This is a genomic window from Pseudomonas sp. JY-Q (assembly GCF_001655295.1).
Classification (GTDB): domain Bacteria; phylum Pseudomonadota; class Gammaproteobacteria; order Pseudomonadales; family Pseudomonadaceae; genus Aquipseudomonas; species Aquipseudomonas alloputida.
The window spans coordinates 4929335-4956209 of record NZ_CP011525.1; the positions used below are offsets into that span (position 1 = coordinate 4929335).

At 64.4% G+C, this 26875-nt stretch carries 25 protein-coding genes; 8 read left to right on the forward strand and 17 right to left on the reverse strand.

The window, feature by feature from the left end; translation table 11 throughout:
- Positions 1-33: 33 nt before the first annotated feature.
- Positions 34-579, forward strand: coding sequence for a PadR family transcriptional regulator (locus tag AA098_RS22140; RefSeq protein WP_003254989.1), 546 nt, complete (start codon positions 34-36; stop codon positions 577-579).
- Positions 572-1333, forward strand: coding sequence for a siderophore-interacting protein (locus AA098_RS22145; RefSeq protein ID WP_019750592.1), 762 nt, complete (start codon positions 572-574; stop codon positions 1331-1333). The genes AA098_RS22140 and AA098_RS22145 overlap by 8 nt, the downstream gene beginning before the upstream one ends.
- A gap of 293 nt (positions 1334-1626) precedes the next feature.
- Here AA098_RS22145 and AA098_RS22150 read toward each other — a convergent pair whose 3' ends face one another.
- Genes AA098_RS22150 through AA098_RS22205 form a run of 12 tightly spaced genes read right to left on the reverse strand, consistent with a single transcriptional unit; the run spans position 1627 to position 12054 of the window.
- Positions 1627-2289 carry a hypothetical protein gene (locus tag AA098_RS22150; protein ID WP_064615005.1) on the reverse strand — a complete coding sequence of 221 codons (663 nt, stop codon included), beginning with the start codon at positions 2287-2289 and terminating at the stop codon, positions 1627-1629.
- Entirely contained in the window at positions 2286-2672 is a 387-nt protein-coding gene (gspM, locus tag AA098_RS22155) for a type II secretion system protein GspM (RefSeq protein WP_003254992.1), read from the reverse strand. Before gspM ends, AA098_RS22150 begins: the two co-directional genes overlap by 4 nt.
- Positions 2669-3745, reverse strand: coding sequence for a type II secretion system protein GspL (locus AA098_RS22160; RefSeq protein WP_004575673.1), 1077 nt, complete (start codon positions 3743-3745; stop codon positions 2669-2671). Before AA098_RS22160 ends, gspM begins: the two co-directional genes overlap by 4 nt.
- Positions 3742-4332 (reverse strand): type II secretion system protein, encoded by a 591-nt coding sequence (locus AA098_RS22165; RefSeq protein ID WP_004575674.1) that lies wholly within the window; start codon positions 4330-4332, stop codon positions 3742-3744. Before AA098_RS22165 ends, AA098_RS22160 begins: the two co-directional genes overlap by 4 nt.
- Positions 4329-4697, reverse strand: a complete 369-nt coding sequence (locus AA098_RS22170) for a type II secretion system protein GspI (RefSeq protein ID WP_054889412.1) — start codon at positions 4695-4697, stop codon at positions 4329-4331. Before AA098_RS22170 ends, AA098_RS22165 begins: the two co-directional genes overlap by 4 nt.
- Complete coding sequence (gspH, locus tag AA098_RS22175) at positions 4694-5125, reverse strand: type II secretion system minor pseudopilin GspH (protein ID WP_003254996.1); 432 nt, start codon at positions 5123-5125, stop codon at positions 4694-4696. Before gspH ends, AA098_RS22170 begins: the two co-directional genes overlap by 4 nt.
- Before the next feature lie 2 nt (positions 5126-5127).
- A complete protein-coding gene (gspG, locus tag AA098_RS22180) occupies positions 5128-5562 on the reverse strand; it encodes a type II secretion system major pseudopilin GspG (RefSeq protein ID WP_004575677.1) in 435 nt (144 codons plus the stop codon).
- A gap of 17 nt (positions 5563-5579) precedes the next feature.
- Complete coding sequence (gene gspF / locus AA098_RS22185; protein ID WP_004575678.1) at positions 5580-6782, reverse strand: type II secretion system inner membrane protein GspF; 1203 nt, start codon at positions 6780-6782, stop codon at positions 5580-5582.
- 3 nt (positions 6783-6785) lie between these two features.
- A complete protein-coding gene (locus AA098_RS22190; protein WP_064615006.1) occupies positions 6786-8234 on the reverse strand; it encodes a GspE/PulE family protein in 1449 nt (482 codons plus the stop codon).
- Complete coding sequence (gspD, locus tag AA098_RS22195; RefSeq protein WP_064615007.1) at positions 8234-9970, reverse strand: type II secretion system secretin GspD; 1737 nt, start codon at positions 9968-9970, stop codon at positions 8234-8236. Before gspD ends, AA098_RS22190 begins: the two co-directional genes overlap by 1 nt.
- A 21-nt stretch (positions 9971-9991) precedes the next feature.
- Positions 9992-10414, reverse strand: a complete 423-nt coding sequence (locus AA098_RS22200; protein ID WP_003255004.1) for a hypothetical protein — start codon at positions 10412-10414, stop codon at positions 9992-9994.
- The gene (locus tag AA098_RS22205) at positions 10414-12054 is read right to left on the reverse strand and encodes a hypothetical protein (RefSeq protein WP_060546175.1); all 1641 of its coding nucleotides are present in this window, start codon (positions 12052-12054) and stop codon (positions 10414-10416) included. The genes AA098_RS22200 and AA098_RS22205 overlap by 1 nt, the downstream gene beginning before the upstream one ends.
- Positions 12055-12278: 224 nt before the next feature.
- On the opposite strand from AA098_RS22205, the gene AA098_RS22210 reads away from it, so the two are divergent.
- Positions 12279-14354 carry a PhoX family phosphatase gene (locus AA098_RS22210; protein ID WP_064615008.1) on the forward strand — a complete coding sequence of 692 codons (2076 nt, stop codon included), beginning with the start codon at positions 12279-12281 and terminating at the stop codon, positions 14352-14354.
- 259 nt (positions 14355-14613) lie between these two features.
- Positions 14614-15585: an RHS repeat-associated core domain-containing protein gene (locus tag AA098_RS28845; protein ID WP_004575683.1), complete on the forward strand. Its 972-nt coding sequence runs from the start codon at positions 14614-14616 to the stop codon at positions 15583-15585.
- A 155-nt stretch (positions 15586-15740) separates the two neighbouring features.
- Here the strand turns inward: AA098_RS28845 and gspK are convergent, their stop codons facing one another.
- Entirely contained in the window at positions 15741-16706 is a 966-nt protein-coding gene (gene gspK / locus AA098_RS22215; RefSeq protein WP_064615009.1) for a type II secretion system minor pseudopilin GspK, read from the reverse strand.
- A 145-nt stretch (positions 16707-16851) separates the two neighbouring features.
- On the opposite strand from gspK, the gene tatA reads away from it, so the two are divergent.
- Genes tatA through tatC form a run of 3 tightly spaced genes read left to right on the forward strand, consistent with a single transcriptional unit; the run spans position 16852 to position 18130 of the window.
- Positions 16852-17085 carry a twin-arginine translocase TatA/TatE family subunit gene (gene tatA / locus AA098_RS22220; RefSeq protein ID WP_003255011.1) on the forward strand — a complete coding sequence of 78 codons (234 nt, stop codon included), beginning with the start codon at positions 16852-16854 and terminating at the stop codon, positions 17083-17085.
- On the forward strand, positions 17085-17375 hold the full coding sequence (gene tatB, locus AA098_RS22225; RefSeq protein WP_003255013.1) for a Sec-independent protein translocase protein TatB: 291 nt from the start codon (positions 17085-17087) through the stop codon (positions 17373-17375). Before tatA ends, tatB begins: the two co-directional genes overlap by 1 nt.
- Positions 17372-18130, forward strand: coding sequence for a twin-arginine translocase subunit TatC (gene tatC / locus AA098_RS22230; RefSeq protein ID WP_064615010.1), 759 nt, complete (start codon positions 17372-17374; stop codon positions 18128-18130). Before tatB ends, tatC begins: the two co-directional genes overlap by 4 nt.
- 96 nt (positions 18131-18226) lie before the next feature.
- On the opposite strand, the gene AA098_RS22235 is transcribed toward tatC, so the two are convergent.
- Both AA098_RS22235 and purL read right to left on the reverse strand, forming a co-directional pair.
- On the reverse strand, positions 18227-18538 hold the full coding sequence (locus AA098_RS22235) for an NIF3 1 (RefSeq protein WP_003255016.1): 312 nt from the start codon (positions 18536-18538) through the stop codon (positions 18227-18229).
- 3 nt (positions 18539-18541) lie between these two features.
- Positions 18542-22441: a phosphoribosylformylglycinamidine synthase gene (gene purL, locus AA098_RS22240; RefSeq protein ID WP_004575686.1), complete on the reverse strand. Its 3900-nt coding sequence runs from the start codon at positions 22439-22441 to the stop codon at positions 18542-18544.
- 848 nt (positions 22442-23289) lie between these two features.
- Between purL and mltF the strand changes: the two genes are divergently transcribed.
- Positions 23290-24747 carry a membrane-bound lytic murein transglycosylase MltF gene (mltF, locus tag AA098_RS22245; RefSeq protein WP_003255019.1) on the forward strand — a complete coding sequence of 486 codons (1458 nt, stop codon included), beginning with the start codon at positions 23290-23292 and terminating at the stop codon, positions 24745-24747.
- A 91-nt stretch (positions 24748-24838) separates the two neighbouring features.
- Here the strand turns inward: mltF and tadA are convergent, their stop codons facing one another.
- Entirely contained in the window at positions 24839-25318 is a 480-nt protein-coding gene (tadA, locus tag AA098_RS22250; RefSeq protein WP_003255021.1) for a tRNA adenosine(34) deaminase TadA, read from the reverse strand.
- Entirely contained in the window at positions 25318-26697 is a 1380-nt protein-coding gene (locus AA098_RS22255; RefSeq protein ID WP_003255022.1) for a multicopper oxidase family protein, read from the reverse strand. The genes tadA and AA098_RS22255 overlap by 1 nt, the downstream gene beginning before the upstream one ends.
- Between the last annotated feature and the right edge of the window lie 178 nt (positions 26698-26875).

Consider the following 26875-nt stretch of genomic DNA (forward strand, 5'->3'; position numbering starts at 1 on the left):
AAGATATATCGCAAACGACGGAGCCCTATCCTTATGCGCGAACATCCCCCTCATGATCCCTTCGAGCGGCGCCCCGCCCGTGGCGAGCGCGGCCCGCGTGTCTTCGCCCCGGGTGACCTCAAGCTGCTGATGCTGGACTTGCTGGCCGAGCAGCCCGGCCACGGTTACGACCTGATCCGCCAGATCGAAAATCTGTTCGACGGCAGCTACAGCCCAAGCCCTGGGGTGATCTACCCCACGCTGAACTTCCTCGAAGAGGCCGAACTGATCAGCGGCCAGGTACAAGGCAGCAAACGCCTCTACGCCATCACCGATGCCGGCCGCAGCGCCTTGGCGGATCAGGCAGTAGCCCTGGATGGCGTGCGCATGCGCATCGAGGTCAGCAAACGCGCCCTGCGCGGCCACGACCGCCCGCCAGAGATTCATGAAGCGGTCGGCAACCTGCGCCATGCACTGCACATGCACAGCGGCCGCTGGACAGTGGAAGAAATCGAACGGGTCCGTGACCTGCTCAACCATACCGCCAAGGCCATCGCCTCCGGGCCCACCGAACCGTTCAGGGAGACGCCCCATGAGTGACACCATTCACCGCGTAAACCACGAGATCCGCCAGCGCCGTCTGCAGGTGCTGCGGGTCACCGAGCTGACCCCGCGCATGCGCCGCATCACCCTGGGGGGTGCCGAGCTGCAAGGCTTTACCAGCGTGGGCAGCGACGACCATATCAAGCTGCTGTTCGCCGAAACGCCGGAGCAACAACAGGCCATCGAGGCCCGCAACCTGGGCAAGGACGGTGGCGCGCGGCCCACCATGCGCGAGTACACACCACGGCGCATCGACCTGGTGGCACATGAGCTGGACATCGACTTCGTGCTGCACGGCGACGGCCCTGCCTCTACCTGGGCCGCGCAAGCCGCGCCCGGGCAAACCCTGGACATCGCAGGGCCACGGGCCTCGCTGGTGGTGCCGGACATTTTCGACAGCTACCTGCTGATCGGTGATGAAACTGCCATCCCGGCCATTGGCCGTCGGCTGGAGGAGTTGCCGGCGGGCCGCCAGGTGCTGGCAGTCATCCAGATCGAAGACGAGCACGAGCGCCAGCCGCTGCCAAGCAAGGCGCAGGTGGAAGTGATCTGGGTACGTCGCCAAGGGGAAGACTTGTTGGAGCTGGTGCGGAACCTGAGCTTGCCGCAAGGCCGGCTGTATGCCTGGGTAGCGCTGGAAAAAGCCCTGACTCGCCAGGCCAAGGCGTTGTTGCTGGAGAAAGGGGTAAAGGAAGACGCGCTAAAGGCTGCAGCCTACTGGCGGGCCAACGGGACTGCCGACGACGAGTGATCGTGATTGCCTGATCTGCCGTCTTCGCGGGCAAGCCCGCTCCTACACTGATCGGGGATGGACACAACTCGGCGGTTGGGCACAAATCGGCGGTTGGGCACAAATCGGCGGTTGGACACAGGCCGTTGTAGGAGCGGGTTCACCCGCGAACACCGGCGCAGCCGGTGCCACGCAACGCGCCGCCTGCTTCGCGGGTATGCACCATCGATACGACCAAGCGCTTCAGCCCCGAGCACCTCAGAAAAGCTCGACCGCTCGCAGCGTACCTACAGGAGGCCGCGCCACGTTGTTGCTTACCAACGAAGGTCTCGCTGCCCCGCCAAGGCCTGCGGCCCAAGCCATTGGGCCCCACGCAACAATGGCGTCAACTGCGCTTCAGGCTGCAGCTGGAACACCACCTGCGCCTGGCGTCCTGGCAGGTCGGCATCCACGGCCAGTTGATGTTGCCCTTGCTGCGCCAACTGCCCGCGCAGGTGCCAGCCACTGCGGCAATCCATTTCCAGCCAGCCGTGCCCAAGGCCTAGGGACCAAGGGTCGCTCAGGGCAAGGTCGGTTACGATCACGCGGCCTTCACTGGCCTGGCATTGCCGCCCTGCCCCCTGCATCCTCAACACACCCTGCCACTGGCCGGCCAGGCGGTAATCCGTCGAGACCGTCGCCAAAGGCCCCTTGGCTGATGCCTCCAGCCGCCAACGCCAGGGCCAGCCTTCTGCACGCAACTGCCAGGCCTGCCCCTGGAACCCCACTTGCGCATTCGCCTGCAAGCGCCAGGGCTGCAGCGTCCAGCGCAAAGGCCCGACCGGCCCCCATTGTTGTGCCTGCCCTTGCCAGAGGTTTCCACCGACATCGCGTACCGGCAGGCCGAACGCACGCACCACCCAATTGGCCGGAAGCTCGATAAACAGCGTGAGCACGAATACCAGTAACACCCAGGCCATTGCTGCACTGCGGCTCATGGCTGCACCACCAGATCAAATCGCAAACCCTTGCCCTGCTGCTCCAGTCCCCATTGCAACGGCAGTGCGCCTTCTGCACGCAGGCTCTGCACCCAGCCTTGCAGCATGCGCTCATCGGCCACCTGCCCGCGCAGTTGCCAGGCCTTGCCTTGCGTATCGACTTCGGTCAGTTCAACCCCACGGGCCTGGGCCGACTGACGTAGCCGCTCCAGGTTCAAACCGGGCCCGCCTTGCAGGCTGGCCGCCTGTTCGGCCAGCACACGCCACTGGCCAAGCACGCGCCATTGCGCAACGCCTTCTCGCAGGGCCAGGAAGGCCAGCAGCAGGGCGATCAGTCCCCAGGCGAACGTGAAGCGATGACGCTGTAGCCAGTCCCGGTTCATGAGGCTGCTCCCAGGTCGAAGATCACTTGGCCTTCTTGAACCTGCACTGTGGCGCCAGCGGCAGCCGCCATATCACGCCATGGCGGCGCACTGCCCTCGCCCTCCAGGCGCAGGTGCCAACGCTGACCATCGAAGCGCACCGCTTGCAGGCGCAAGCCGGGGTTGGCACGCAGCCAGGTCTGCAAGCGAGCCTGCAGGTCGTCTAGCTGACGTGTACGCAGTTGCTGCTGCAGTACGCTCTCGCGCAGGCGCTTGAGGGCCTGTGCCGCGTGCCGAGGGCTGGCCTGCTCGCCGGTCACGGCAACGACCTGGTTGCGCCAGAGTTGCGCCTGACGCCATTGCTGGCTCACCCACAGGCCACCCCAAACGGTGGCCAGCACCAGGCAAGCTGCCAGCAGCCGCTGCTGCTGGCGGGAGGCCGCCGGCAACGAGCGCACCTTGCGGGCGCGCTCGAACAGGCCAGGCAATGTGGCGAGCGGCGCAAATACGGTTGGCCAATTGCCGTTCAGCGACGTCTTGTGCAGCCCTGCCCACGGTGGCTGCGGCACGCCACCCAAGGCATCAAGCCATGCCAGCCAGTGCTCCTGTCCGTCTTCGGCCAAGCCTTTGTAGAGGGACAGGCCGGGGGTGCGTTGCCATTGCCAGGCGCATCCTGGCTCGGGTGATGGCAGCAGCTGCAGCTCCGCCCAGCAACGCACCGTCTGCAAGCCCCATTCGGCACATTGGCCACGCCAGTCATCCAGCTGCTGACGCGCCACTACCAGCAGACGAAGGTACCCGGGTTCACGGGCCAGGCAGGCACAGGCCACCTCATGCGGGGCCTGCAGCAAGCGATCCTCAAGCAGCAAAGGCCACTCTTCGCGCTTGAGCCCGGGCGGGGCCGGCACGCGAAAATGGCTGCACGCCTCGGCAGGCAGGACCAGCGCAACATGGGCCTGCGGGTTGGCCGGTGGCTCGCCCTGCCCCTGGCTTTGCAAAATACCGTCCTGGACCAGCGCCCAATGCCAGACAGTACCCGGGCGCACCAGCAGCCACGCCTGGGCCGGCATACGCCGCCGCCATTCAAATTTCATGAGCGCCCCCATGGAAGGGCGAAGGTGCAGACATAGGAGGCTCCATCACGCAGCAGTTCCAGACGCACACCACGGCCTGGGTGCACCGGTTGGTCAGAAGGCCAGGCCAGCCAGCGGCCGCCCTGGTAGTACAGAACGTTCATGGCACTGACCTGGTCGAGTCGTTCGCGCTGTACCCAGTGCGGGGCGACGGCGGCGTACAAGTCCGCCGAGCTTTCCAGCAGCAGGCGTTGCTCGCGGGCCTCGAACCGCAGGCGCTGGCGTTGCAGGCGCGAGCCACCTTCGGCTGCCGGCAGGCCGGTGCTGGCGACCCACAGCAACTGGTTGCTGGCGGGCTGCCAGTCCAGCCAACGGCTGGCCAGCGGCAGACGCTGGTCATAGACACGGCGCAACACCGGGCTGTCGAAGCGCCGCTCCAGGGCCAGGCAAAAGTCCAGCACCGAGGTTTGCCGAGTGGTGTCCTGCAGGCGTTCGCGCACCTTCAGCCAGCCGTTGACCAGGGCGGCCAGCATGATGCCGAGCACGGCTGTCAGGGCCAGGGCGACCATCAGTTCGATCAGGGTCAGGCCGGTTTGGCGGTGTTTCATGGGCGCTCCAGAAACACGGTGTACTGGCCCAGTGGCAGGCGCTGATCGCGGTCGGCGAACAATTGCAGTTCGCCACGGCGCAGGTCTCGCACGCCAGTGCGGCGCAGTTGCAGTTGCCAGTGACACAATTGGCCACCTTGGCCGAGCTCGCCGGCTACCTGGTTTTTGGCAGGCCAGTACTGCTCGACGGCAAAGCGGGCTTGCAGCTCACGCGCGCACAGCAGGCCAAGGCGGTGCTGTTGCAGGTTGTCCTGAACGGCCAGCCGCTGGCGCAGCACCTGGCTGGTGATCACCGCCAGCACGGCAGCGATTGCCAGGGCTACGGTCACCTCCAGCAGAGTGAAACCACGCTGTGCTTGCTTCATGGCACGACCCACATGCCATCGGTGCGGCTCCAGGCCCATTGCTGACTGCCATCGGCCCAGCGCCAGCGCACACTACCCGCCTGCGCCCAGCCATGCGGCGTGAACAGCACGCGCGGTTGCGGGCTGGCCGGCCAGTCCGGGTGCAGGCCCTTGGGCCAGTCGCCGAGCGGGACCGCTTCGACCACCCAGGCATTGCCCTCGCGGCGGACGAACTCCGGGCGCTGGCCATTCCAGCGCAACCCGCGCAGTTGCCCCGCATGCCGGGCCAGCGCGGCCTGGCCGCGGACCTCGACCGCCAGCCGTTGCAGGGCCTGCTCGACACTGGCCTGGCCGTTGCCAAGGCCGGCCACCGCCAGCCCGGTCATCAGCCCGGCAATGGCCAGTACCACCAACAGTTCGATCAGGCTGAAGCCGCGCTGATGACGCACCGTTACAGCGCCCAGTTACCCAGGTCGGCATCCTGGCCTTCGCCACCCGGCAGGCCATCGGCACCCAGCGAGTACACATCGACCCGGCCATGTTCGCCGGGCATGCGGTACTGGTACGGGGTGCCCCACGGGTCCTCCGGCAGGCGACGCACGTAGCCATCACTGCGCCAGGCCCGAGGCACTGGCTCCTGAGCCGGCTTTTTCACCAGCGCGGCCAGGCCCTGTTCGCTGCTGGGGAAGCGCAGGTTGTCCAGCCGGTACATGTCCAGCGCCTGCTCCAGAGTGGCCAGGTCGGCCATCACCTTCTGCTTCATGGCCTTGTCCTGGTTGCCCAGCACGCTGGGCGCGACCACGGCGATCAGCAGGCCGATGATGAAGATCACCACCATGATCTCCATGAGGGTGAAGCCGCGTTGGCGGTTACGTCGATGCTGCATGGCAATACTCCTTGTCGTCACAATTGCAGGCCCTGGTTGAGTTGCATAATCGGCAGCAGCACCGCCAGCACGATGAACAGCACCACGGCGCCCATCACCAGGATCATCAGGGGTTCGAACAGCGCCATGGCGGTATCGACCTGGCGGGCAAAGCCGCGCTCCTGGTCGTCGGCCACGCGCTCGAGCATGTCCGCCAGGGTGCCGCTGGCCTCGCCGCTGCCGACCATGTTCACCAGCAGCGGCGGGAATTGCTGGCTGGCATCCAGCGCACGGTGCAGGCTGGTGCCGCCCTGCACGTGTTGGCGCACCTGCTCCATGGCCAGGCGGATACGCCGGTTGCCGATGGTTTCGGTGGCCACTTGCAAGGCTTCGAGCAGGGCCACGCCACTGCCACAGAGAATCGCCAGGCTGCGCGCCAGGCGCGCGCTCTCCAGCACCTGCAGCAGGTTGCCAATACGCGGCAGGCGGAGCAGCAGCTGGTCGCGACGCAGGCACCAGTGCGGTTTGCGCAACAACCAGCCAGCCAGCCCCCCGAGCAACAGCGCCACCCCTAACAACCACGGCCCGGCGTGCACCAGCCCCTGGCTCAGGCCGATCAGCAGCGAGGTGATCAGCGGCAGGCTTTGCCCGGCGTGGGCGAATTGCTCGGTGAGTTTGGGCACGACGAACGTCATCAGGCCCATCACCACGGCCAGCGACACACCCATCAGCACAGCGGGGTAGATCAGCGCTGTGCGGGCCTTGTGTTGCTGGCGTTGCACCTGCTCCAGGTGGTCGGCCAAGCGGGTCAGCACCTGGGCCAGGTGCCCGGAACGTTCGCCGGCCTCGACCAGCGCGCAGTACAGGCCAGTGAACGGTGCACCCTGCCGGGCCAGGCTGCGGGCCAGGCCCAGGCCTTCGGCCAGCGAGCCGCGCAAGGCCACCAGCACACTGTGCAAGGCGGGCTGACGCAGTTGCCGTTCAAGGGTGGCAAGGGCATCGACCAAGGGAATGCCGGCCCCGGTCAAGGTGGCCAGCTGACGGGTCAGCTCACACAGCTGGGCGCGGCTCAGGCGCTGGCGACGGGGTTGTCGGCTGCCGGCTTCATGACGCTGCAACTGGCGGGCGAACAGGCCCTGCTCGCGCAACAGCTGGCGGGCGTGGCGTTCACTGTCAGCCTGCACGCTGGCCTTGTGCGATTTGCCGGCGAGGTCAACGGCCTGGTAGCGATAGGTCGGCATGCCTTAGCCCTGCACCACGCGCAGCACTTCAGCCAGGCTGGTCTCGCCGCGGGCCAGGCAATCGCTGGCCATCGCCACCAGGCTCTGGCGCCGATCAGCCAGGTAATCCTGCATGGCCAGCTCACTGGCGCCCTCGTACAACAAGCCGATGAGCCCAGCGTCCAGTTCGATAAATTCGTACAGCCCCAGTCGCCCGATATAACCGCTGCCCTGGCACTGCTCGCAGCCCACGGCGTGATAAGTGCTGTCCAGTGCCGCCAGCTCGGGCCACAGCTCGCGCTCGGCGGCCTGTAGCGGGTGCGCCACCGCACAACCGCACAAACGCCGCACCAGGCGCTGGGCCAGGACGCCGCGTAGGCACGAGGCGATCAGGAAGGGCTCGATGCCCATGTCGCGCAGGCGGGTCACTGCGCCTACCGCGCTGTTGGTGTGCAAGGTCGACAGCACCAGGTGGCCGGTGAGGCTGGCCTGCACGGCGATCTGCGCAGTCTCCTGATCGCGGATTTCGCCGAGCATGATCACGTCAGGGTCCTGACGCAGGATGGCGCGCAGGCCACTGGCAAACGTCAGCCCGGCACGCGGGTTGATGGCGGTTTGGCCAATGCCGGCGATGGCGTACTCCACCGGATCCTCGACGGTGAGGATGTTGCGGCTGCCATCGTTGAGGCTGTTCAGGCTGGCGTACAGGGTCGTGGTCTTGCCCGAACCGGTCGGGCCGGTGGACAACACGATGCCGTTGGGCCGCGCCAGGCAACTGCGCAGGCCCTGCAATACCGCTGCCGGCATGCCCAGGTTATCCAGCGCCAGCAGGCTGGCCTGCTTGTCGAGCACGCGCATCACCACCCGCTCGCCGTGGATGCCGGGTAAGGTCGAGACCCGTACGTCCACTTCGCGCCCCGCCGCGCGCAAGGTGATGCGGCCGTCCTGGGGCTGACGCTTTTCAGCAATGTCCAGGCGGGCCATGACCTTGATCCGTGATACCAGCATGGCCGACAACGCACGTGGAGGGCGCAGTACCTCACGCAGGTGGCCATCGACCCGCAAACGCACCACCAGGCTCTGCTCGAAGGTCTCGATATGGATGTCCGAGGCGCGCAGCCGCAGCGCCTGGCCGAACAGGCCGTTGATCAGGCGGATCACCGGGGCTTCGTCGTCGCTTTCAAGCAGGTCTTCGATGCGCGGCATCTCGCTCATCAGGCTATCCAGGTCGACCTGGTCGCCAATGCCTTCGATCAGCGCTTCGGTGGCGGCATCGCCAGCCTGGTACAGCTGGCCAAGGCGCTCGTCGAACAGCGCAGGTTCCAGGTATTCGAGCAGGCTTGGCTGGCCATGCACACGCAGCAACTCCTGCAACTGGGCATTGTCGGCGTCGGGCCGCAGCCATAGCTGCCAGCCCTGCTCTGCCGGGGCCATGGCCACTCCGCTCTGCCGTGCCTGGCGATAGGGCAGCATCACCAGTCACCGCCTTCCAGGCGTGCGCGGCTGGCGGGGAATACCTGCAACAGCCGCGCGCCCTCTGCAAGGTCCGGCAATTGCAGCGGTGTGGTCTGCTGCAGGGTGCGGTACTTGTCTTCACTGAGGCCCGCCAGGCTCGGGCCGTCGCGCAGAATGCGCGGGCGGATGAACACCATCAGGTTCTGCTTGGTGTTCCTGGTGGCATCGGAGCGGAACAGCCGGCCAAGATAAGGAATGTCGCCGAGCAGCGGCACACGCTGGTTGCTGGTACTCAACTCGTCGCTGATCAGGCCGCCAAGTATCACCAGGCCGTTGTCCTCGACCATGACCTTGGTCTTGATCTCGCGCTTGTTGGTGATCACGTCGCTGGCCGAGCTGGTGTCGGCAATCGACGACACCTCCTGAACGATGTCCAGGCGCACGCTGTTGTCGACATTGATCTGCGGCTTGATGCGCAGCTTCACCCCGACTTCCTTGCGCTCGATGGTCTGGTACGGGTTGGCGTTGTTCTGCGTCACGGAGCCGGTGACGAAGGGCACTTCCTGGCCAACCAGGATCGATGCCTCGGCGTTGTCCAGGGTCAGCAAGGTGGGCGTGGACAGCAGGTTGAAGCCGCTCTTGCCCTTCAGCGCGTTGATCAGCATGGCGAAGTTGAAGCCCCCGCCGAAATGGCCGATGCCCGCCGTGGCACCGGTGGTGGTGGACAACAGGTCACCCAGGGCCTCGTTGTCGCCACTCGCGGCGGCCCCGGCAATGCTGGCGATATTCACCCCGTTACTGCCGAAGTTGACGATACCGGCGCCGAACTTCTCGTCGGCGAACAGCCACTGAACGCCCAGCTCCTGGGCGCTGCTGTCGGACACCTCGGCGATGATCGCTTCGACCACCACCTGGGCACGGCGAATGTCCAGTTGCTCGACAATGGCCCGGTACGCTGCCAGCTCGCTGTCGGGGCCGACCATGACCACGGCATTGGTCCCTTCTTCGTATTCCAGGCGGATACCCGGGCCACCGGAGGCTGGCATCACCGGCCGGTCCTTGCCCTCTGCCTCGCCCGCGCCTTCAGCCGGCACCGCCCCTTCCTGGCTAAGCCCTCGCAGCACCTTGACCACTTCACCAGCATTGGCATGGCGCAGGTAGATCACCTGGGTGCTGCCGCTGCCCGGTGCCTCTTGAGGGCGGTCGAGCTGGCGCAGCAGGCTGGCGATGCGTTCGAGGTTGCTGCGCCAGTCAGTCACCACCAACTGGTGCGCCGCCGGGTACGGTGTAATCACCCCAACCCGCGGGTCGATCAGCGGTTTGAGGATGCCCAGTACCTGTTCGCTGGCGGCGTTGCGCACGCTGAATACGCGGGTGGCCACGCTGTCGCTGCCCTCGCCCTGCTGCCCGCCCGCCTCTACCGGCACCGGCTCCAGGCGCGCGGCCTGGTCGGGCACGATTTTCACGCTGCCGTTGGGCAGGTCGACGGTGGCATAGCCCTGGGCGCGCAGTTGGGCCAGGAAGATGTCGTAGATAGCGTCGGCGTCGTGCAGGTCGACAGTGCGCACGGTGACCTTGCCCTTGACCCGGGGGTCGACGATGAAGGTGGTGCCGGTGATACGCGACACGCTGTCGATGAACTCGCCGAGTTCGGTATCGACGAAATTCACTTCGTACATCGGCGTACCGTTGTCATCGAACACCGGCTCTTGGGCATAGGCCATGGACAAGGCCAGGCTCAGCGCAGCCGCCATGCAGTATCTAACAGGCATCGTTCATCCTTGCCGCTTGAAGCCGGTCACGGCGGGGCGTGGCGGCCAGGGCAGGCGCTCACGCCGCCCCTGGTTGTTGAAAATCAGGCCATCGCTGTCGATGTCCTGCAGCACGATCCCTGGCGCCAGGCGCTGACCGCGGGCCAGGGTGCGCACTTGCTCGCCGTAGCGCAGCACCACCACACTGGCGGCCAATGGCTGGGCCTTGAGGCCGCCGAGGTATTGCAGCGGCAGACGGGTAATGGTGATGGCGCCGTCGTCGGGCGGCGCCTGCCAGTGACCGACCATCAGCCCGGGCAGCAGGCTGTCGGCCACCGCAGACGCCGTGGCCGGGTGTGGCTGCCGGCTCAACTGCAGCACACACTGCGCAGACAACCAGCCGGCCAGGGTCAGGCCAGCGCCGGTGAGCAGACGCGAGGTGAGCATCACGAGGCCAACTGCCGTGGGTGCCAGCCTGGGTGCCCCTGCACGTAACGCACTTCGGGCAGTTGCAGCGGCGCCAGTTGCCAGTTGTCAGGCTGACGGGCCAGCCAGGCTTCGACCCGCTGCCACAGTGGCTCGCCGGCCTGGCTTTCGAATTGCAGGCCAAAGGTGCGGCACAGGCCCTGCACCGGCTCCAGCCCCGTGATGCGCTTGCCTTGTGGGCTGTAGCTGACGCTCCAGGCCTGGCCCTGCCAGCGCGGCAGGTCCTGGCTGTTGTCCAGCAGCAGCGGGTCACCGAACAATTGTTCAGCGGCGTTTTCCAGCACTTGTTCGACCTGCCTGGCCGGTGCCTCGACCACTGGCGCCGGGTAGCCACCGGTAAGGCTGATCAGGTGTTCGCGGGTAATGGGCGCCCCTGCTGCCACCGGGTAGTCATAACGCAGGCCCGGCAGCAACACGGGCATGCTGCTATCGTCGGCCAAGGCTTGATGCAGCAGGCGGTCCCAGCTGCCGCCACGGGTATCGCGGCGCCACAAGGCCTGGGGCGCGCGGGCCAGCGGCTGGTCGAGCCAGGCCGCGTGGCCGGCCCGTTGCTGGCGCAGTTGCGCCTGTAATTGCGCGACACGCAGCTGCGCGGCAGGCGCCAGTTGCTGTTCAAAGGCCGGGAAAAAACGCCCGTCGAACTGCCACTGGCCGGCCACACGCTGGCAGCGCAGGCGGAAGGCACCGCTGCCCCGGCAGCCGGCAAACAGCACCGGTACGCGGCGACCGCTGGCCTGGGTGACCTCGACCGGCGCGGGCCACAGGTCCTGACCACGGGCGCACAACAGCACGTCGATTTGCGGCACCCGTTCAGCCAGCCACAGGCCGGGGCCCGTGCCTGCATCGGCCATGGCCACCACCAGGTCAGCCTCGTGCCGGGCTTGTTCGAATACCGGCAGCAGAGACTGGTACCACTGTTTAAGTGAGGCTTTCTGATCCTGGGCGTACGGGTCGGTCACGCCGACCACTGCGATACGGGCACCGCCGCGCTCGAAAACGTGCAGGGCTTGCACACCCAGTGCCTGGCGTTGTGCGTCAGCCAGCCCGGCGCCGAGGGTAATGGCGCTGGCCTGGCGATACAGGCCCGTGCTGCGTTGTGGCCACAGCACACGCTCATCGCTGCTGACCCGCGCTTCGATGCCCAGCAGTTGGCTGCCTTGCACACCACTTTCGCCCTGGGTCAGGTACGCCAGGCCACTGCCATTCCAGCCCTGGCCGTTCTCCAGGGTCAGGCTGTTGCCCGCACCGGCCTCGCCACGCAGTTGTTCCAGCAACGCCGCGAGCACCGCATAACCGCCCAGTTGCGCTGTCGTTGCCTGGCTGGCATCCAGCAGCGGCGCCAGTTGCGGGTAGGCGATACTGGCACTGCGGCCAGTCATCCAGGGCGCGCGGCCCAAATGGCTGACCGGCCCCAACCGGGTAGCCGGTACCACCGCCTGGCCAGGCTGGCGGGCATCGAGGGTATCGGCGACGTACAGCAAGTCGAGCTGGGCGTTGCCGCCCTGCTGCCCTGGGAAGGCTGTGCAGGCGCCGAGCAGCGGTGCCAAGGCACCGATACCCATCCAGCCGATCACTTCGCGCCTGTGCACACTGCTCGCCATCGCATCCGCCATCCTTATCCACGTCCATTCAGGGACCCGGATGTTGCGGCGTTGGCATTACAGTTTGATGGCAGAAATCCGACAGCAATTCCAATTTGATCTGTAGACCACAAATCTAAGAACTGGCAGTTTTAAAAGCTCGTTAACATTTCTGCCAAGGAATCATCACACTTGCGCCTTAAAGTCGCGGTTTCCTCCAACTCAGCCAACACAAGGACACCCTGATGAGTCGAGATACCGGCGACAACCTGGACCGGAACCAAAGCGGCAACCTGCCGATGGCCAACGTCATGGACGCCTACCTGAGCCGCCGCAGCGTCATGCGCGGCAGCCTGGGCGCCGCCATCGCCATGATCGCCGGTACCGGCCTGACAGGCTGCTTCGACGGTGGTGGTTCCGATCACGATGATCCGGTCACCGAGCCCCCGGTGACCGAACCGCCAGTCACCGAGCCGGAAGTGCCAAAACTGGCACTGGGCTTTCAGTCCATCCCAGGCTCGCGCACCGACGCCTGTGTAGTCGCCGCCGGCTATAGCGCCTACGTGCTGGCGCCCTGGGGGACGCCACTGAACAGCAACGGCAACCCGTGGAAGTCCGACGGCAGCAACACCTCGACCGACCAGGCCAACGCCATGGGCATGCACCACGACGGCATGCACTTCTTCCCCATCAACGGCGGCTCGGAAGACGGCCTGCTGGCAATCAATTTCGAGTACATCGACACTGCCGCCCTGCACCCGGCCGGCCCCACTACCGATGTCAACGGCAAGCGCCCGGTTGAAGAAGTGCGCAAGGAAATCAACGCTCACGGTGCTGGCGTTGTACGCCTGCAGAAGATCAACGGCCGTTGGCAAGTGGTCGACAACGACCCGCTGAACCGTCGCTTCACCACGGCTTCACGCATGGAAATCACCGGCCCGCTGCGTGGCACCGACCACGTCAAGACCAAATACTCCACTGCTGGCACCCACTGCCGTGGCACCAACAACAACTGCGGCAACGGCTACACCCCGTGGGGCACCTACCTGACCTGTGAAGAGAACTGGCCGGGCATCTTCGTCAACAAGGGCACCCGCCCCGAGGACCAGCGCCGCATTGGCGTGGGCACCTCCAGCGGCCAGTACAAGTGGGAAACCGCTGCCGGTGACGCCAGCGAAGTGGACGACGAATTCGCCCGCTTCGACGTTACCGTCAAAGGCGCCAGCGCCACCGACGACTACCGCAACGAAGCCAGCACCTATGGCTACATTGTCGAGATCGACCCGTACAACAACAGCACCCTGGCCACCAAACGCACTGCGCTGGGCCGCTTCCGCCACGAGGGCTGCGCCCCCGGCCTGCCCGTCGCCGGCAAGCCGCTGGTGTGGTACATGGGTGACGACTCGAACAACGAGTACCTGTACAAGTGGGTGTCCACCGCCGTGTGGGACGCCGCTGATGCCAACCCGGCCGACCGCCTGGCCACCGGCGCCAAGTACCTCGACCAAGGCAAACTCTACGTGGCCCGCTTCAATGCCGACGGCACCGGCGTATGGCTGCTGCTGGACGTGGCCACCGCCACCACCGGCGGCAGCACCCTGGGCGCGCTGTATGGTGACCTGCCGGGCATCATCCTCAACACCCGTGGTGCTGGCGACGCCGTGGGCGCAACGCCGATGGACCGCCCGGAATGGACCACGGTCAACCCGCTGAACGGCGACGTATACCTGACCCTGACCAACAACAGTGCACGTACCCCGGACAAGGTCGATGCAGCGAACCCACGCGGCCCGAACCGACACGGCCACATCATTCGCTGGCACGACAGCGACGACCAACTGAGCTTTACCTGGGACATCTTCGTGTTCGGCGCCAACGCTGCCGGCACCGCCGACATCAACCGCTCCGGCCTGACCGAACTGAACCAGTTCGCCAGCCCCGACGGCATGAGCTTCGATAGCCGCGGCGTGCTGTGGTTTGAGACCGACAACGGCGAAACCACCTTGACCGACTACACCAACGACCAGTTGCTGGCGGTGATCCCTACCGACCTGGTGGATGCCAGCGGCAAGCAGGTGCCGGTGAACGCACAGAACCAGGTGGACCTGCGGCGCTTCTTTGTCGGGCCAAATGGTTGCGAGGTGACCGGTATTACCTTTACCCCGGATAACAAGACGCTGTTCGTCAACATTCAACACCCGGACAACTGGCCGTATACCGACAAGGCGACCGATGCGACGCCGGCTGGGGCTACCGTGCGGCCGCGGGCTTCGACGGTGGTGATCCAGCGGATCGATGGCGGTGAGATCGGCACCGCCTGACCTGCGGTAACACAGCCAGCCTTGTGCTGGCTGTGCAGGCCTCTTCGCGGGTGAGCCCGCGCCTACCAGGGATCGCGTATTTCGTGGAGCGGCCTTATGTTGCGATGGGCTGCACCGCAATCAGCAAACGTTCTCTTTCAACTTTGCTCGGAAGCCGCATACACAGTGGCGTGTCCAAGCGACCTGACAAATCTGCCAGTAGACATCAACATGCGCGTAGAAAATCATTAGCCCACCTACCACTCCACGGATCACGCATATGCGCTCAACCAAGTGGCTGTCAAACAGGAAAAATTTCTTCTTCCAAGTCGACCATTTGGCTTGTGAAGTCGGTGACAGCCCACGTCAATTGTTACGGGGCAATGGTATCGCTTTAGCAGAGTTAGACGCCCCCACACAGGCAGGCCTGATCCTACAGTCTGACCATGCAAATACTGCTTTGCGCATCGTTCCTGAAGGCTTGCCACAGAACTATACACCCTATGGTTTTCTTCACACGCTGCCCGCTTCACAACTTGTCGCGTATAGCGGGCAACGACTTGATCAGATGCTGCACTGTTACCCACTTGGCAATGGGCACCGATTCTACAGCCCCACGTTGAGGCGATTTATCCAACCTGACACTCAGTCTCCATTTCGTAAAGGTGGGACCAACGGATACAGCTATTGTCAGAACGACCCCATCAATCGTAATGACCCGACTGGACAGTTTTGGGAGTGGTTCAGCCGAAGCGTGCAGCGAGGAGTGAGTCGAGCAGTGAACTGGGTGGTCGGTCAGCTTCCACGCATTTCTGTAGTCAGACCACTTTTAAGTACCAGTAACGGCAACAGCACCGTTCAACATCTTGATCCGAGAATCAATTTGTATAGGGCAGGACAAACCCCGCCACCCAACGCGCCCCACGTTACCCTAGAGATCAATGGAATCGAGACCATTGCGCACGGGGCAAGGGAAATTTTCAGGAGGTCAAATGATCTAGCCGAATTCTGGGGAACTATGATGACCCGTTACGAAAATGGTGCCATATCAGGTGGGCTCGGTTATGGAATATATCTTGCGAGTCACAGCGCCGTTGGCGCAGCAAGTATACCTGTCGGTTTTGCCGCCGGTACATTAACTTACGCCTATCTCGAGCGCAACGTGTACAGAGATATGGCATTACAATTACGAACCGGAACTGATCAAATGCCCCATTATCCTTATAGTCGTTATCGTTATGACTCGGAATAGTGGAAAAGTTTGGAAGACGGTGTGAGCTTGTGCAGCGCTTTCCAAGCGTGTATCGCACCACCATCAGCCGCACGACGAGTTGAGGAGAAGGGCGGCCGCGGGCCTCTACCGCGGAGCGATGGTGGTGAGATCGGCACTGCCTGATCTGCGGTAACCTACCAGGCTATAGGCTCTCTACTACGCACCCGCACCTGCTGTGCCGGCACACGGGCATGCCATTGCACCACCCCCAGCGCCTCCACCTGGAACTCGCTGCGCATCACCCGCCCCTCTTCCTCGAACGACAGCTGCAACAGAAAATGCCCGCTGTTGAGCAGCAGCCCTTCGCTCAACCGTTCGAACGTTTCGTCATCCACCGCCCCCAGCGCCTGACGCAGTGCAGCCGCGTCCACATACCCCGACGCCGGCCTGCCGCTGACAATGCGGCTGAGCAACGAACGCGAGTAACGCCCTTCATACAGCGCCTCCAGCAGGGGCAGATGCTCCAACCCCAGCGCATTGGCGTTGAGCCGCCAACCCGTGGTCTGGGGCAAGGCGCACAGCATTGGGTAACGCGCCTGGCGGTTGGCGTCCGGCTCCAGCAACAGGTTCAGCTCGCTGGTGTCGAGCATCGGCTGGTCAGCCGCCAGCCGTGGCGGTTGCTGACGCAGGTACTGGGCGCTCTCGGCGCCCTGCAGGCGGGCATCACTGTCGGCATCGAGCCAGTCGGCCAGGGCATCGACCAGGCGTTCGGCCGCCATGTCATTGCCCAGCAAATAACGCAACTGGCGCTCGGCGCGTTCGCCATCGGCCCCCAGCAACGCATTGACGTTGAAGCAGGTGTGCTGGTCGCGTACCCGCAACTGCGCCTGGCCAGCGCCAAAATCGTAGTTAAGCGGCTGCCCGCGCAAGGCTTGCCAGAACAGCGGACTGAGCCGCCAGGCGGGATCACGCAGGGCCTGCCCGGCATAGGCCAGGCCGGCCTGCTCCATGGCCCGCACCTGCACTCGCTGGTGCAGCAGGCGCACTTCGTCGACCTGACGCCGGCCATCTTCCACCAGCCAGGCCATGCCCGCCGCCAGCATTGCCAGCACCACCATCACCATCAACAGGGCCGCACCCCGCTGTTGCCTTCCACCCATCGGTGCGTGCCTCGCTCGCGGAATAAAAACGCCAGTCAACACGCGGGGTGTTTCAGGTAGATGGCAGTGCCCGTTCGTCATGTGCTCGTCATCTAGGCAAGGCAGGATTGCCCTTCCTTTTCATGACCTTACAGGAGTGGTCGCTATGGGTGGCATTGGAATCTGGCAACTGGTGATCGTACTGCTGATCGTGTTCTTGCTGTTTGGTACCAAGCGCCTGAAGGGGCTGGGTAGCGATGTGGGCGAGGCGATCCAGGGTTTTCGCAAGTCCATGGGTGGTGACAATGACGCCAGCGCCGCTGACCAGGCGCACGTGCAGCAACAGTGCCCGCTGAACGGCCAAGTTGCCCAGCAATCTCAAGCGGACCGCCAGGCCTGATGTTCGAGGTAGGCTTCAGCGAGTTGCTGCTGATCGGCGTCGTCGCGCTGTTGGTGCTGGGCCCCGAACGCCTGCCGGTGGCAGCCCGCACCCTCGGCCGCGGCCTGGGCCAGGCGCGCCGGGCCATGCACGCCTTGCGCACGCAGGTGGAGCGCGAAATCGAGATGCCCAACCTCGACCAGGCACCTCTGCAACGCCTGGAACAGGAGATCCGCCAGGGCATCAGCCTGAACGCGGAACCGGCCAATGATGCGGCCACGGCCGTGCTGCCCAAGGAAAATGCTTCATGAGTATTGCCATGGACCCTGCCGCGAGCATGCCCCTGACCGAACACCTGCGCGACCTGCGCAAACGCCTGGTGCGTTGCCTGGCGCTGGTGGCCTTGGTGTTCGCCGGCCTGTTCCCCTTTGCCCAGACGCTGTACACGCTCATATCCGAGCCGCTACGGCGCTTTTTGCCGGAAGGCGCGGGCATGATCGCCACCAGCGTCACCTCGCCCTTTCTGGCACCGTTCAAGCTGACCGCGATGTGCGCCCTGTTCCTGGCCATGCCGCTGCTGCTGCATCAGGCTTGGGGCTTTCTGGCGCCGGGGCTGTACCGCCGTGAACGGCGCATTGCCCTGCCGCTGCTGGTATCGAGCATCGTTTTGTTCTATGCCGGCATGGCGTTCGCGTTCTTTCTGGTGTTCCCGATGATGTTCGGTTTCTTTGCCAGCGTGACGCCGGACGGCGTGGCGATGATGACCGATATCAGCCAGTACCTGGACTTTATCCTGGCGCTGTTTCTGGCCTTCGGGCTGGCGTTCGAGATCCCGGTGGCGACGTTCATCGTGGTCTGGGCAGGGTTGGCCGATGTGGCCACATTGCGGCGCAGCAGGCCCTACGTGGTCGTCGGGTGCTTTGTGGTGGGGATGATCCTGACACCGCCGGATGTGTTTTCGCAGACGATGCTGGCAGTGCCGATGTGGGTGCTGTTCGAGGTGGGGTTGCTGGCTTGTGGAATGTTGAAGCGGCCCGACCAGTGCCGGGAGCTTGTGGCTGATTGATCCGGCCTCTTCGCGGGTAAACCCGCTCCTGCACAGGCATGTAGGAGCGGGTTTACCCGCGAATAGCCGTGATGCGTTCTAGAACTCGGCGAGCGTTTAGAACTCGGCGAGCCGCCAGACTTCATAGGCTGGCGTCTCGTACGGGTGGCTCTGCTTGAGCGCAGCGACGACCTGGGCCACCAGCTCGTCAGCCACCACCAGCTCCACCTTCCACTCTTCCACCACCTCGACCTGGCCGGTTTGCCCGAGGAACGGCTGGCTGCCGTCCAACGGGCGGAACTGGCCCTGGCCAAGGGTTTGCCAGGCGCAGTGCTCATAGTCACCGATGCGCCCGCCGCCAGCAGCGAACACAGCGGCCTTGACCACTTCGACATGGCTGGCGGGGACGAAGAAGGCGAGCTTGTACACGCCTTAGTTCACCCACACCCGCGCGTTGCGGAACATACGCATCAGCGCGGCATCTTCCTGCCACTCGTCCGGGCGCCAGGAGTTTTGCACAGCGCGGAACACACGCTCCGGGTGCGGCATCATGATAGTCACGCGGCCGTCGCGGCTGGTCAGGCCAGTGATACCACGCGGCGAGCCGTTCGGGTTGGCCGGGTAGGCTTCGGTGACCTTGCCGTGGTTGTCGACGTAGCGCAGGGCCACGCAACCGGACACGTCAGCGGCCAGCAGTGCTTCTTCGCTGGCGAACTCGGCATGGCCTTCGCCGTGGGCGATGGCGATCGGCATGCGCGAACCGGCCATGCCCTGCAGGAAGATCGAGTTGGACTTCTGCACTTCGACCATGGCCACGCGTGCCTCGAACTGCTCCGAGCGGTTGCGCACGAAGTGCGGCCAGTACTCGGTGCCCGGGATCAGCTCGTGCAGGTTGGACATCATCTGGCAACCGTTGCACACGCCCAGGGCGAAGCTGTCGGTACGCTCGAAGAAGGCCTGGAAGGCGTCACGGGCACGGGCGTTGAACAGCGCCGACTTGGCCCAGCCTTCGCCAGCGCCCAGCACGTCACCGTACGAGAAGCCGCCACAGGCGACCAGGCCCTTGAAGGCTTCGAAGTCGACACGGCCAGCGAGAATATCGCTCATGTGCACGTCGATGGCGGCGAAGCCGGCGCGGTCGAAGGCAGCAGCCATCTCGACCTGGCCGTTGACGCCCTGCTCGCGCAGGATGGCCACTTGCGGGCGCACGCCTTTCTTGATGTAAGGCGCCGCGATGTCGTCGTTGACGTCGAAGCCCAGCTTCACCGACAGGCCCGGGTTGTCTTCCTCGAGCAGCAGGTCGAACTCCTGGTCTGCGCAGTCGGCGTTGTCGCGCAGGCGCTGGATCTGGTAGCTGGTTTCAGCCCACTGGCGCTGCAGCATGCGACGGTCATCGTCGAACAGCACTTCGCCGTTCAGGCTGATGGTCACTTCAGCGTTGTTGACTGGCTTGCCGATCACCGCGACGCACTCTTCACCCAGGCCAGCAGCGCTGAACTGAGCCAGCACGTCCGGGGTAGCATCCTGGCGAACCTGGATCACCGCACCCAGCTCTTCGTTGAAGAGGATGGCCGGCACTTCGCCCTTGCTGTCGGTCAGCGGGTCGAGTTGCAGGTCGAGGCCGCAGTGGCCGGCGAAGGCCATTTCCAGCACGGTGGTAACCAGGCCGCCGTCGGAACGGTCGTGGTAGGCCAGCAGGTGGCCGTCGGCGTTCAGGCCCTGGATCACGGCGAAGAAGGCCTTGAGGTCTTCGGCGTCGTCGACGTCCGGTGCCTGGGCAGCGATCTTGCCGTAGGTCTGGGCCAGGATCGAGGCGCCCATGCGGTTCTTGCCGCGGCCCAGGTCAATCAGGATCAGGTCGGTCTCGCCCTTGTCCATGCGCAGTTGCGGGGTCAGGGTCTTACGGATGTCGGTGACCGGGGCGAAGCCGGTGATGATAAGCGACATCGGCGAGGTGACGCTCTTCTCGACGCCCTCGTCGCTCCACTTGGTCTTCATCGACATCGAGTCTTTGCCGACCGGAATGGTGATGCCCAGCTCCGGGCACAGCTCCATGCCGACAGCCTTCACGGTGTCGTACAGACGTGCGTCTTCACCTGGGTGACCAGCAGCGGACATCCAGTTGGCCGACAGTTTGATGTCGGACAGCTTTTCGATGCGCGAAGCCGCCAGGTTGGTCAGGGTTTCGCCGATGGCCATGCGGCCGGACGCCGGGGCATCCAGCAGCGCCAGCGGCGTACGCTCGCCCATGGCCATGGCTTCACCGGTGTAGACGTCGAAGCTGGTGGCGGTAACGGCGCAGTCAGCCACCGGAACCTGCCACGGGCCGACCATCTGGTCGCGGGCAACCAGGCCGGTGATGGTGCGGTCGCCAATGGTGATCAGGAAGCTCTTGCTGGCCACGGCCGGGTGGTTCAGCACGCGCTGGACGGCGCTGTCCAGGTCCAGTTCGCTCGGGTCGAAGTCATCGCCCAGCTCGGCTTCGCGGGTAACCGAACGGTGCATGCGCGGCGGCTTGCCCAGCAGCACGTCCAGCGGCATGTCCACCGGGGTATTGCCGAAGTGGCTGTCGCTGACGGTCAGGTGCGGTTCCTCAGTGGCTTCACCGACCACGGCAAACGGGCAACGCTCGCGCTCGCAGATGGCCTTGAAGCGCTCGAAGTCGACCGCGCTGACGGCCAGCACGTAACGCTCTTGCGATTCGTTGCTCCAGATTTCGTGCGGGGCCATGCCCGGCTCGTCGTTGGGCACGTTGCGCAGCTCGAAGCGGCCACCGCGGCCACCGTCGTTGACCAGCTCAGGGAAGGCGTTGGAAATACCGCCAGCGCCCACGTCGTGGATGAAGGCGATCGGGTTGTTGTCGCCCAGCTGCCAGCAACGGTCGATGACCTCCTGGCAACGGCGCTCCATTTCCGGGTTTTCACGCTGTACCGAAGCGAAATCCAGGTCAGCCGAACTGGCACCGGTAGCCACCGACGAAGCAGCGCCGCCGCCCAGGCCGATCAGCATGGCCGGGCCACCGAGCACGATCAGCTTGGCGCCGACAGTGATTTCACCCTTCTGCACGTGGTCTTCACGGATGTTGCCCATACCGCCGGCGAGCATGATCGGCTTGTGGTAGCCGCGCACTTCTTCACCGTGCGGGGTGCTGATGGCTTGCTCGAAGGTACGGAAGTAACCGGTCAGGGCCGGGCGGCCGAATTCGTTGTTGAACGCAGCGCCGCCAAGAGGGCCTTCGATCATGATGTCGAGGGCGTCGACGATACGCTCGGGCTTGCCATAGGCCTGCTCCCAAGGCTGTTCGAAGCCCGGAATGCGCAGGTTGGACACGGTGAAGCCGGTCAGGCCGGCCTTGGGCTTGGCGCCACGGCCGGTCGCACCTTCGTCGCGGATTTCGCCACCGGAGCCGGTGGAGGCGCCGGAGAACGGGGCGATGGCGGTCGGGTGGTTGTGCGTTTCCACCTTCATCAGGATGTGCACCGGCTCCTGCACCGCGCCATACTGGCGGGTTTCAGGGTTCGGGAAGAAGCGGCCGGCAACGTTGCCGACGATCACCGAGGCGTTGTCCTTGTACGCCGACAGCACACCTTCGTTGTGCATCTGGTAGGTGTTCTTGATCATGCCGAACAGGCTTTTTTCCTGGGCCTGGCCGTCGATATCCCAACTGGCGTTGAAGATCTTGTGGCGGCAGTGCTCGGAGTTGGCCTGGGCGAACATCATCAGTTCGATGTCGTTCGGGTTGCGCTTGAGGCCTTGGAAGGCATTGACCAGGTAGTCGATCTCGTCTTCGGCCAGGGCCAGGCCCAGGTCGATGTTGGCCTTGGCCAGGGCATCGCGACCGCCGGAAAGGATGTCCACCGAGGTCATAGGCTTGGGCTGGGCGTGGCTGAACAGGTCAGCGGCCTGCTCCAGCTGGCTGAGCACCCGCTGGGTCATGCGGTCGTGCAGTTCGGCGGCGATCAGGGCGGCGTCAGCGTCGCTCAGGGTGCCGGCCACGTAGTAGGCGATGCCGCGCTCCAGGCGCTGGATCGACTGCAGGCCGCAGTTGTGGGCGATGTCGCTGGCCTTGCTGGCCCATGGCGAAATGGTGCCCAGGCGCGGTACCACCAGGAACAGACGACCCGTCGGCTCCTGTACCGGCACGCTCGGGCCGTACTTGAGCAGACGGCCCAGCACCTGCTGCTGGTCGGCGGTCAGCTCGCCGTCAACATCGGCGAAGTGGGCAAATTCGGCATACAAACCAGTAACAGCGGGGACTTTCTGGCTCAGTTGCTCGAGTAATTTACCGTGGCGAAAGGCAGAAAGGGCAGGAGCGCCGCGCAGGATCAACATCGTCGGGACAGCCTCAGGAAGGGGTGTGCTTAGAGGCCGTGCATTCTAGCCTAATTCGATGGCTTTCGGCACCTGCTCTGAGCCACGCCTGCCGGGCGGCGGAACCGGACTTCGGGGTCAGTTTTCAGCGGTGTCCGGCTTGAGACGAGATCGAGCGGCGCCGGGTGTCCGGTTTGAGACATTCTGCGCCTGTGAGATCGAGCGCCGCAGGTGTCCGCCTCAAGACATTCTGCGCCTGGGAGATCGAGCGCCGCAGGTGTCCGCCTTAAGACATTCTGCGCCTGTGAGATCGAGCGCCGCCGGGTGTCCGGCTTGAGACATTCAGCGCCTGGGAGATCGAGCGCCGCAGGTGTCCGCCTCGACACATTCTGCGCCTGTGAGATCGAGCGCCGCCAGGTGTCCGCCTTAAGACATTCTGCGCCTGTGAGATCGAGCGCCGCAGGTGTCCGCCTTAAGACATTCTGCGCCTGTGAGATCGAGCGCCGCCCGCGCGGCGCTTCGCGGGTAAACCCGCTCCTACGTTTGTTTCGGGCCAATTATGCCTGTGGGATTTGCGCGCGAACGCCTTGGTGCCTATATCGATATCGCGTCGTACCAACAAGGCGGTCGCGCGCGCCAGGCACAGGATGGACTGGCCCGAAACAAACGTAGGAGCGGGTTTACCCGCGAAGCGCCGCGCGGGCGGCGCTCGATCTCATAGGCGCTGAATATCTCAAGAAGGGCACCTGGTAGCCTTGATGCAATCCCCTCCCCCTCCCCTCCCCCTCCCCAACCACACAACCCGCTACCAGACAAGCTAACCGTTGTCGAGATATGGTTGGGCCAGTCCTTTGCGTATACTGCAACCTATGTTCGCCCACACTGCTTTGCGCCAGCGTTGCGCCAAATGGCTTCTCGCAACCGGACTCTTTCTGCTGCTAGGTGCCTGCGTTGAAAAACCCAGCACCCTCGAGCGCGTGAAGGAGGATGGCGTGCTGCGCGTGATCACACGCAACAGCCCTGCAACCTACTTCCAGGACCGTAACGGCGAAACCGGCTTCGAGTACGAACTGGTCCAGCATTTCGCCGACGATCTCGGCGTAAAGCTGCAGATCGAGACCGCCGACAACCTGGACGAGCTCTACGACTCCCTCGGCAAGCCCTCCGGCCCGGTACTGGCTGCCGCCGGCCTGGTCAGCAGTGAACGGCGCAAAACCCAGGTGAAATACTCCCATCCCTACCTGGAGGTGACCCCGCAGGTCATCTACCGCAACGGCCGCCCGCGCCCCACCGGCGCCCAGGGTTTGGTCGGCAAGAAGATCATGGTGCTCAAGGGCAGCAGCCATGCTGACCAGTTGGCCGAGCTGAAAAAGCAGTACCCTGCCTTGCAATATGAGGAATCCGACGCCGTCGAAGTGGTCGACCTGCTGCGCATGGTGGACGAAGGTCAGATCGACTTGACCCTGGTGGACTCCAACGAACTGGCGATGAACCAGGTGTATTTCCCCAACGTGCGGGTCGCCTTCGATTTGGGCGACACCCGCGACCAGCGCTGGGCAGTGGCAGCAGGCGAAGACAACAGCCTGCTCAACGAAATCAACGAATTTCTCGACAAGGCACAGAAAAACGGCACCCTTCAACGCTTGAAGGACCGCTACTACGGCCATGTCGACGTGCTTGGCTATGTCGGCGCCTACACCTTCGCCCAGCACCTGCAGCAGCGCCTGCCCAAGTACGAGAAGCACTTCAAGAGCTACGCCAAGGTCGAGCAGGTCGACTGGCGCCTGCTGGCCGCCATCGGCTACCAGGAATCGATGTGGCAGCCGGAAGTCACCTCCAAGACCGGCGTGCGCGGCCTGATGATGCTGACCCAGCGCACCGCCCAGGCCATGGGCGTGTCCAACCGCCTGGACCCGAGGCAGAGCATCCAGGGCGGCGCCAAGTACTTCATGAAGATCAAGGAAGAGCTTGACGACAGCATTCAGGAACCGGATCGCACCTGGTTTGCCCTGGCGGCCTACAACGTCGGCAGCGGCCACCTGGAAGACGCCCGCACCCTGGCCAAGCGCGAGAAGCTCAACCCGAACAAGTGGCTGGACGTGAAGAAGATGCTGCCGCGGCTGGCTCAGAAGCAGTGGTACCGGCAGACCAAGTACGGCTATGCCCGTGGGGGCGAACCGGTGCATTTCGTGGCCAACATCCGTCGTTACTACGACATCCTCACCTGGGTGACCCAGCCGCAGCTCGAAGGCCAGGTGGCCGAGGGCAACCTGCATGTGCCCGGGGTCAACAAGGACAAGCCAGCGGATAAGTCGTCGCCGATGTAAGCCAGTAGGCCTCTTCGCGGGCAAACCCGCGCCTACAAGATTTGCGCAGAACCTGTAGGGGCGGGCTTGCCCGCGAAGAGGCCGGTGCAGCTCAAGCCTTGGCCCGGCGGGCCTTGAAGAAGTCGCTGAGGATCTGCCCGCACTCTTGCGCCAGCACCCCGCCCTCCACCATCACCCGGTGATTGAGAAAGCCTTGGCCAAAGAACTGCCCCTGGCTCTGCACGATCCCCGCCTTGGGCTCCAGCGCGCCAAACACCACGCGCATCACCCGCGAATGCACGATCAGCCCCGCACACATGCTGCACGGTTCCAGGGTCACATACAGGGTGCTGCCGGGTAGCCGGTAGTTGCTGGCCGACCTGGCTGCCGCCCTGATCGCCACCATCTCGGCATGCGCGCTGGGGTCGCTGTCGATGATCGGCCGATTGAAACCCTGGCCGATCACCTGCCCATGCTGTACCAGCACCGCCCCCACCGGCACCTCGCCCAGCACCGCGCCTTCGGCGGCCAAGGCCAGCGCCAGGCGCATGAACTCCTGATCGCGACTGCGATCGATGATCTGCGGGCGCATCAGACCACCGCAATCGCGGCCATCAGGCCGGTTTCCATGTGGTCGATGACGTGGCAGTGAAACATCCAGGTCCCTGGGTTATCCGCCACCAGTGCTACCTGGGCGCGCTCGTTCTTGCCCAGCAAGTAGGTGTCGGTGAACCACGGTTCCTTGATGTCGTGACGGTTGGAGGCGATCACCTTGAAGCTCATGCCATGCAAGTGGATCGGGTGCTGGTACTGGGTCATGTTCTTAAGCTCGAAGATGTAGCTCTTGCCCTTCTGCAACGTGGCGATGGGGCGGTCGGCACAGGTCTTGTCGGTAATATCCCAGGCCTGGCCGTTGATCTGCCACATGCTCGACGGTTTGGCCGGATCAGCGGTGACAGAGACGCCGGCCGCCCACTCGAAATTGAAGTTCAGCTTTTCGGCATTCTCCAGGTCCGGCTCGGCGATCGGATTGGGTGGCAGCGCGGGCGGCCAGTCACTCGGCGCGTCGTTGCTGGCCACCGAACGCAGGGTGCCCAGGCGCACGAAACCGTCGCGCAGGGAAATTTCCTCACCCGCCTCAGGAATGCGGATGGCCAGGCAGATACGCATGCCAGGGCCTAGCCAGTATTCGTCCAGCGCACGCGGGGTCACCGGGTTGCCGTCGAGGGCATAGATTCTCGCCTCGCAGTTGCCCTTGAGGTTGAGGCGGTAGGTCCAGGTATTGTCCAGGTTCAGCACGCGCACCCGCACCACCTGGCCGGCCGGCAGCTCGGTGATCGAGTCGGCCTGGCCGTTGATGGTGATCAACCGCCCGGCAGTGCCGTTGCGCGCGGCCTCGCGCGGAATGCTGAAAGGCAGCCATGCGCCCTGCTCGTCCACATGCCAGTTCTTCAGGCTCAGCGTACGCTCATGCTGGAACCCGGTGGGTTCACGTTCCTCGACGATCAGCGGCCCGACCAGACCGCGGCCTAGCTCCTCGGAGCTGCTGACGTGCGGGTGGTACCAGTAACTGCCGGCGTCCGGCACGCGGAATTTGTAATCGAAGTACTCACCCGGCTTGACCGGCAACTGCGACACATAGGGTACGCCGTCCATTTCCAGCGGCAGGCGAATGCCGTGCCAATGGATAGTGGTTTCGACCGGCAGGTGATTGATGAAGCGCACCCGCAACCAGGTGCCTTGGCGTACTCGCAACTCCGTCCCCGGCGCTGAAGGGCCAAAAGCCCAGGCCTCGGTCTTGAAACCCGGCACCAGCTCCACTTCCAGCGGGGCGGCAATCAGCTCGTAGTCGTGCCCGGCGTTCTCGTCCTCGACCTTGCCCAACCAGTATCGCGCCGCACCTCCGGCCCCCAGGCCTACTACAACCAGGCCAGTGAGGCCTTTGAGCATTTGTCGACGGGTGAAGGACATCGGTGCGGGTACCTCGCTTCGGTGCAATCAAACTGCCAGCAGGACTGACGATAAAGGCGAATACGATACACCTGCAAACGGGAAATATTAAGTGAAAACCCGGCGTCACGAAGCGACCGGACAAGCAATAAGCACCACCGCCCTGGCTCACGACCGTTCAAAACTGGCAGCCTTTCAC

What these genes read in the sequence shown, in the direction of transcription:
- AA098_RS22140 (WP_003254989.1), top strand. Translation starts at nt 34, where the DNA reads ATGCGCGAACATCCCCCTCATGATCCCTTCGAGCGGCGCCCCGCCCGT.
- AA098_RS22145 (WP_019750592.1), top strand. Translation starts at nt 572, where the DNA reads ATGAGTGACACCATTCACCGCGTAAACCACGAGATCCGCCAGCGCCGT.
- AA098_RS22150 (WP_064615005.1), bottom strand. Translation starts at nt 2,289, where the DNA reads ATGAGCCGCAGTGCAGCAATGGCCTGGGTGTTACTGGTATTCGTGCTC.
- gspM (WP_003254992.1), bottom strand. Translation starts at nt 2,672, where the DNA reads ATGAACCGGGACTGGCTACAGCGTCATCGCTTCACGTTCGCCTGGGGA.
- AA098_RS22160 (WP_004575673.1), bottom strand. Translation starts at nt 3,745, where the DNA reads ATGAAATTTGAATGGCGGCGGCGTATGCCGGCCCAGGCGTGGCTGCTG.
- AA098_RS22165 (WP_004575674.1), bottom strand. Translation starts at nt 4,332, where the DNA reads ATGAAACACCGCCAAACCGGCCTGACCCTGATCGAACTGATGGTCGCC.
- AA098_RS22170 (WP_054889412.1), bottom strand. Translation starts at nt 4,697, where the DNA reads ATGAAGCAAGCACAGCGTGGTTTCACTCTGCTGGAGGTGACCGTAGCC.
- gspG (WP_004575677.1), bottom strand. Translation starts at nt 5,562, where the DNA reads ATGCAGCATCGACGTAACCGCCAACGCGGCTTCACCCTCATGGAGATC.
- gspF (WP_004575678.1), bottom strand. Translation starts at nt 6,782, where the DNA reads ATGCCGACCTATCGCTACCAGGCCGTTGACCTCGCCGGCAAATCGCAC.
- AA098_RS22190 (WP_064615006.1), bottom strand. Translation starts at nt 8,234, where the DNA reads ATGCTGCCCTATCGCCAGGCACGGCAGAGCGGAGTGGCCATGGCCCCG.
- gspD (WP_064615007.1), bottom strand. Translation starts at nt 9,970, where the DNA reads ATGGCGGCTGCGCTGAGCCTGGCCTTGTCCATGGCCTATGCCCAAGAG.
- AA098_RS22200 (WP_003255004.1), bottom strand. Translation starts at nt 10,414, where the DNA reads ATGCTCACCTCGCGTCTGCTCACCGGCGCTGGCCTGACCCTGGCCGGC.
- AA098_RS22205 (WP_060546175.1), bottom strand. Translation starts at nt 12,054, where the DNA reads ATGGCGAGCAGTGTGCACAGGCGCGAAGTGATCGGCTGGATGGGTATC.
- AA098_RS22210 (WP_064615008.1), top strand. Translation starts at nt 12,279, where the DNA reads ATGAGTCGAGATACCGGCGACAACCTGGACCGGAACCAAAGCGGCAAC.
- AA098_RS28845 (WP_004575683.1), top strand. Translation starts at nt 14,614, where the DNA reads ATGCGCTCAACCAAGTGGCTGTCAAACAGGAAAAATTTCTTCTTCCAA.
- gspK (WP_064615009.1), bottom strand. Translation starts at nt 16,706, where the DNA reads ATGGGTGGAAGGCAACAGCGGGGTGCGGCCCTGTTGATGGTGATGGTG.
- tatA (WP_003255011.1), top strand. Translation starts at nt 16,852, where the DNA reads ATGGGTGGCATTGGAATCTGGCAACTGGTGATCGTACTGCTGATCGTG.
- tatB (WP_003255013.1), top strand. Translation starts at nt 17,085, where the DNA reads ATGTTCGAGGTAGGCTTCAGCGAGTTGCTGCTGATCGGCGTCGTCGCG.
- tatC (WP_064615010.1), top strand. Translation starts at nt 17,372, where the DNA reads ATGAGTATTGCCATGGACCCTGCCGCGAGCATGCCCCTGACCGAACAC.
- purL (WP_004575686.1), bottom strand. Translation starts at nt 22,441, where the DNA reads ATGTTGATCCTGCGCGGCGCTCCTGCCCTTTCTGCCTTTCGCCACGGT.
- mltF (WP_003255019.1), top strand. Translation starts at nt 23,290, where the DNA reads ATGTTCGCCCACACTGCTTTGCGCCAGCGTTGCGCCAAATGGCTTCTC.
- tadA (WP_003255021.1), bottom strand. Translation starts at nt 25,318, where the DNA reads ATGCGCCCGCAGATCATCGATCGCAGTCGCGATCAGGAGTTCATGCGC.
- AA098_RS22255 (WP_003255022.1), bottom strand. Translation starts at nt 26,697, where the DNA reads ATGTCCTTCACCCGTCGACAAATGCTCAAAGGCCTCACTGGCCTGGTT.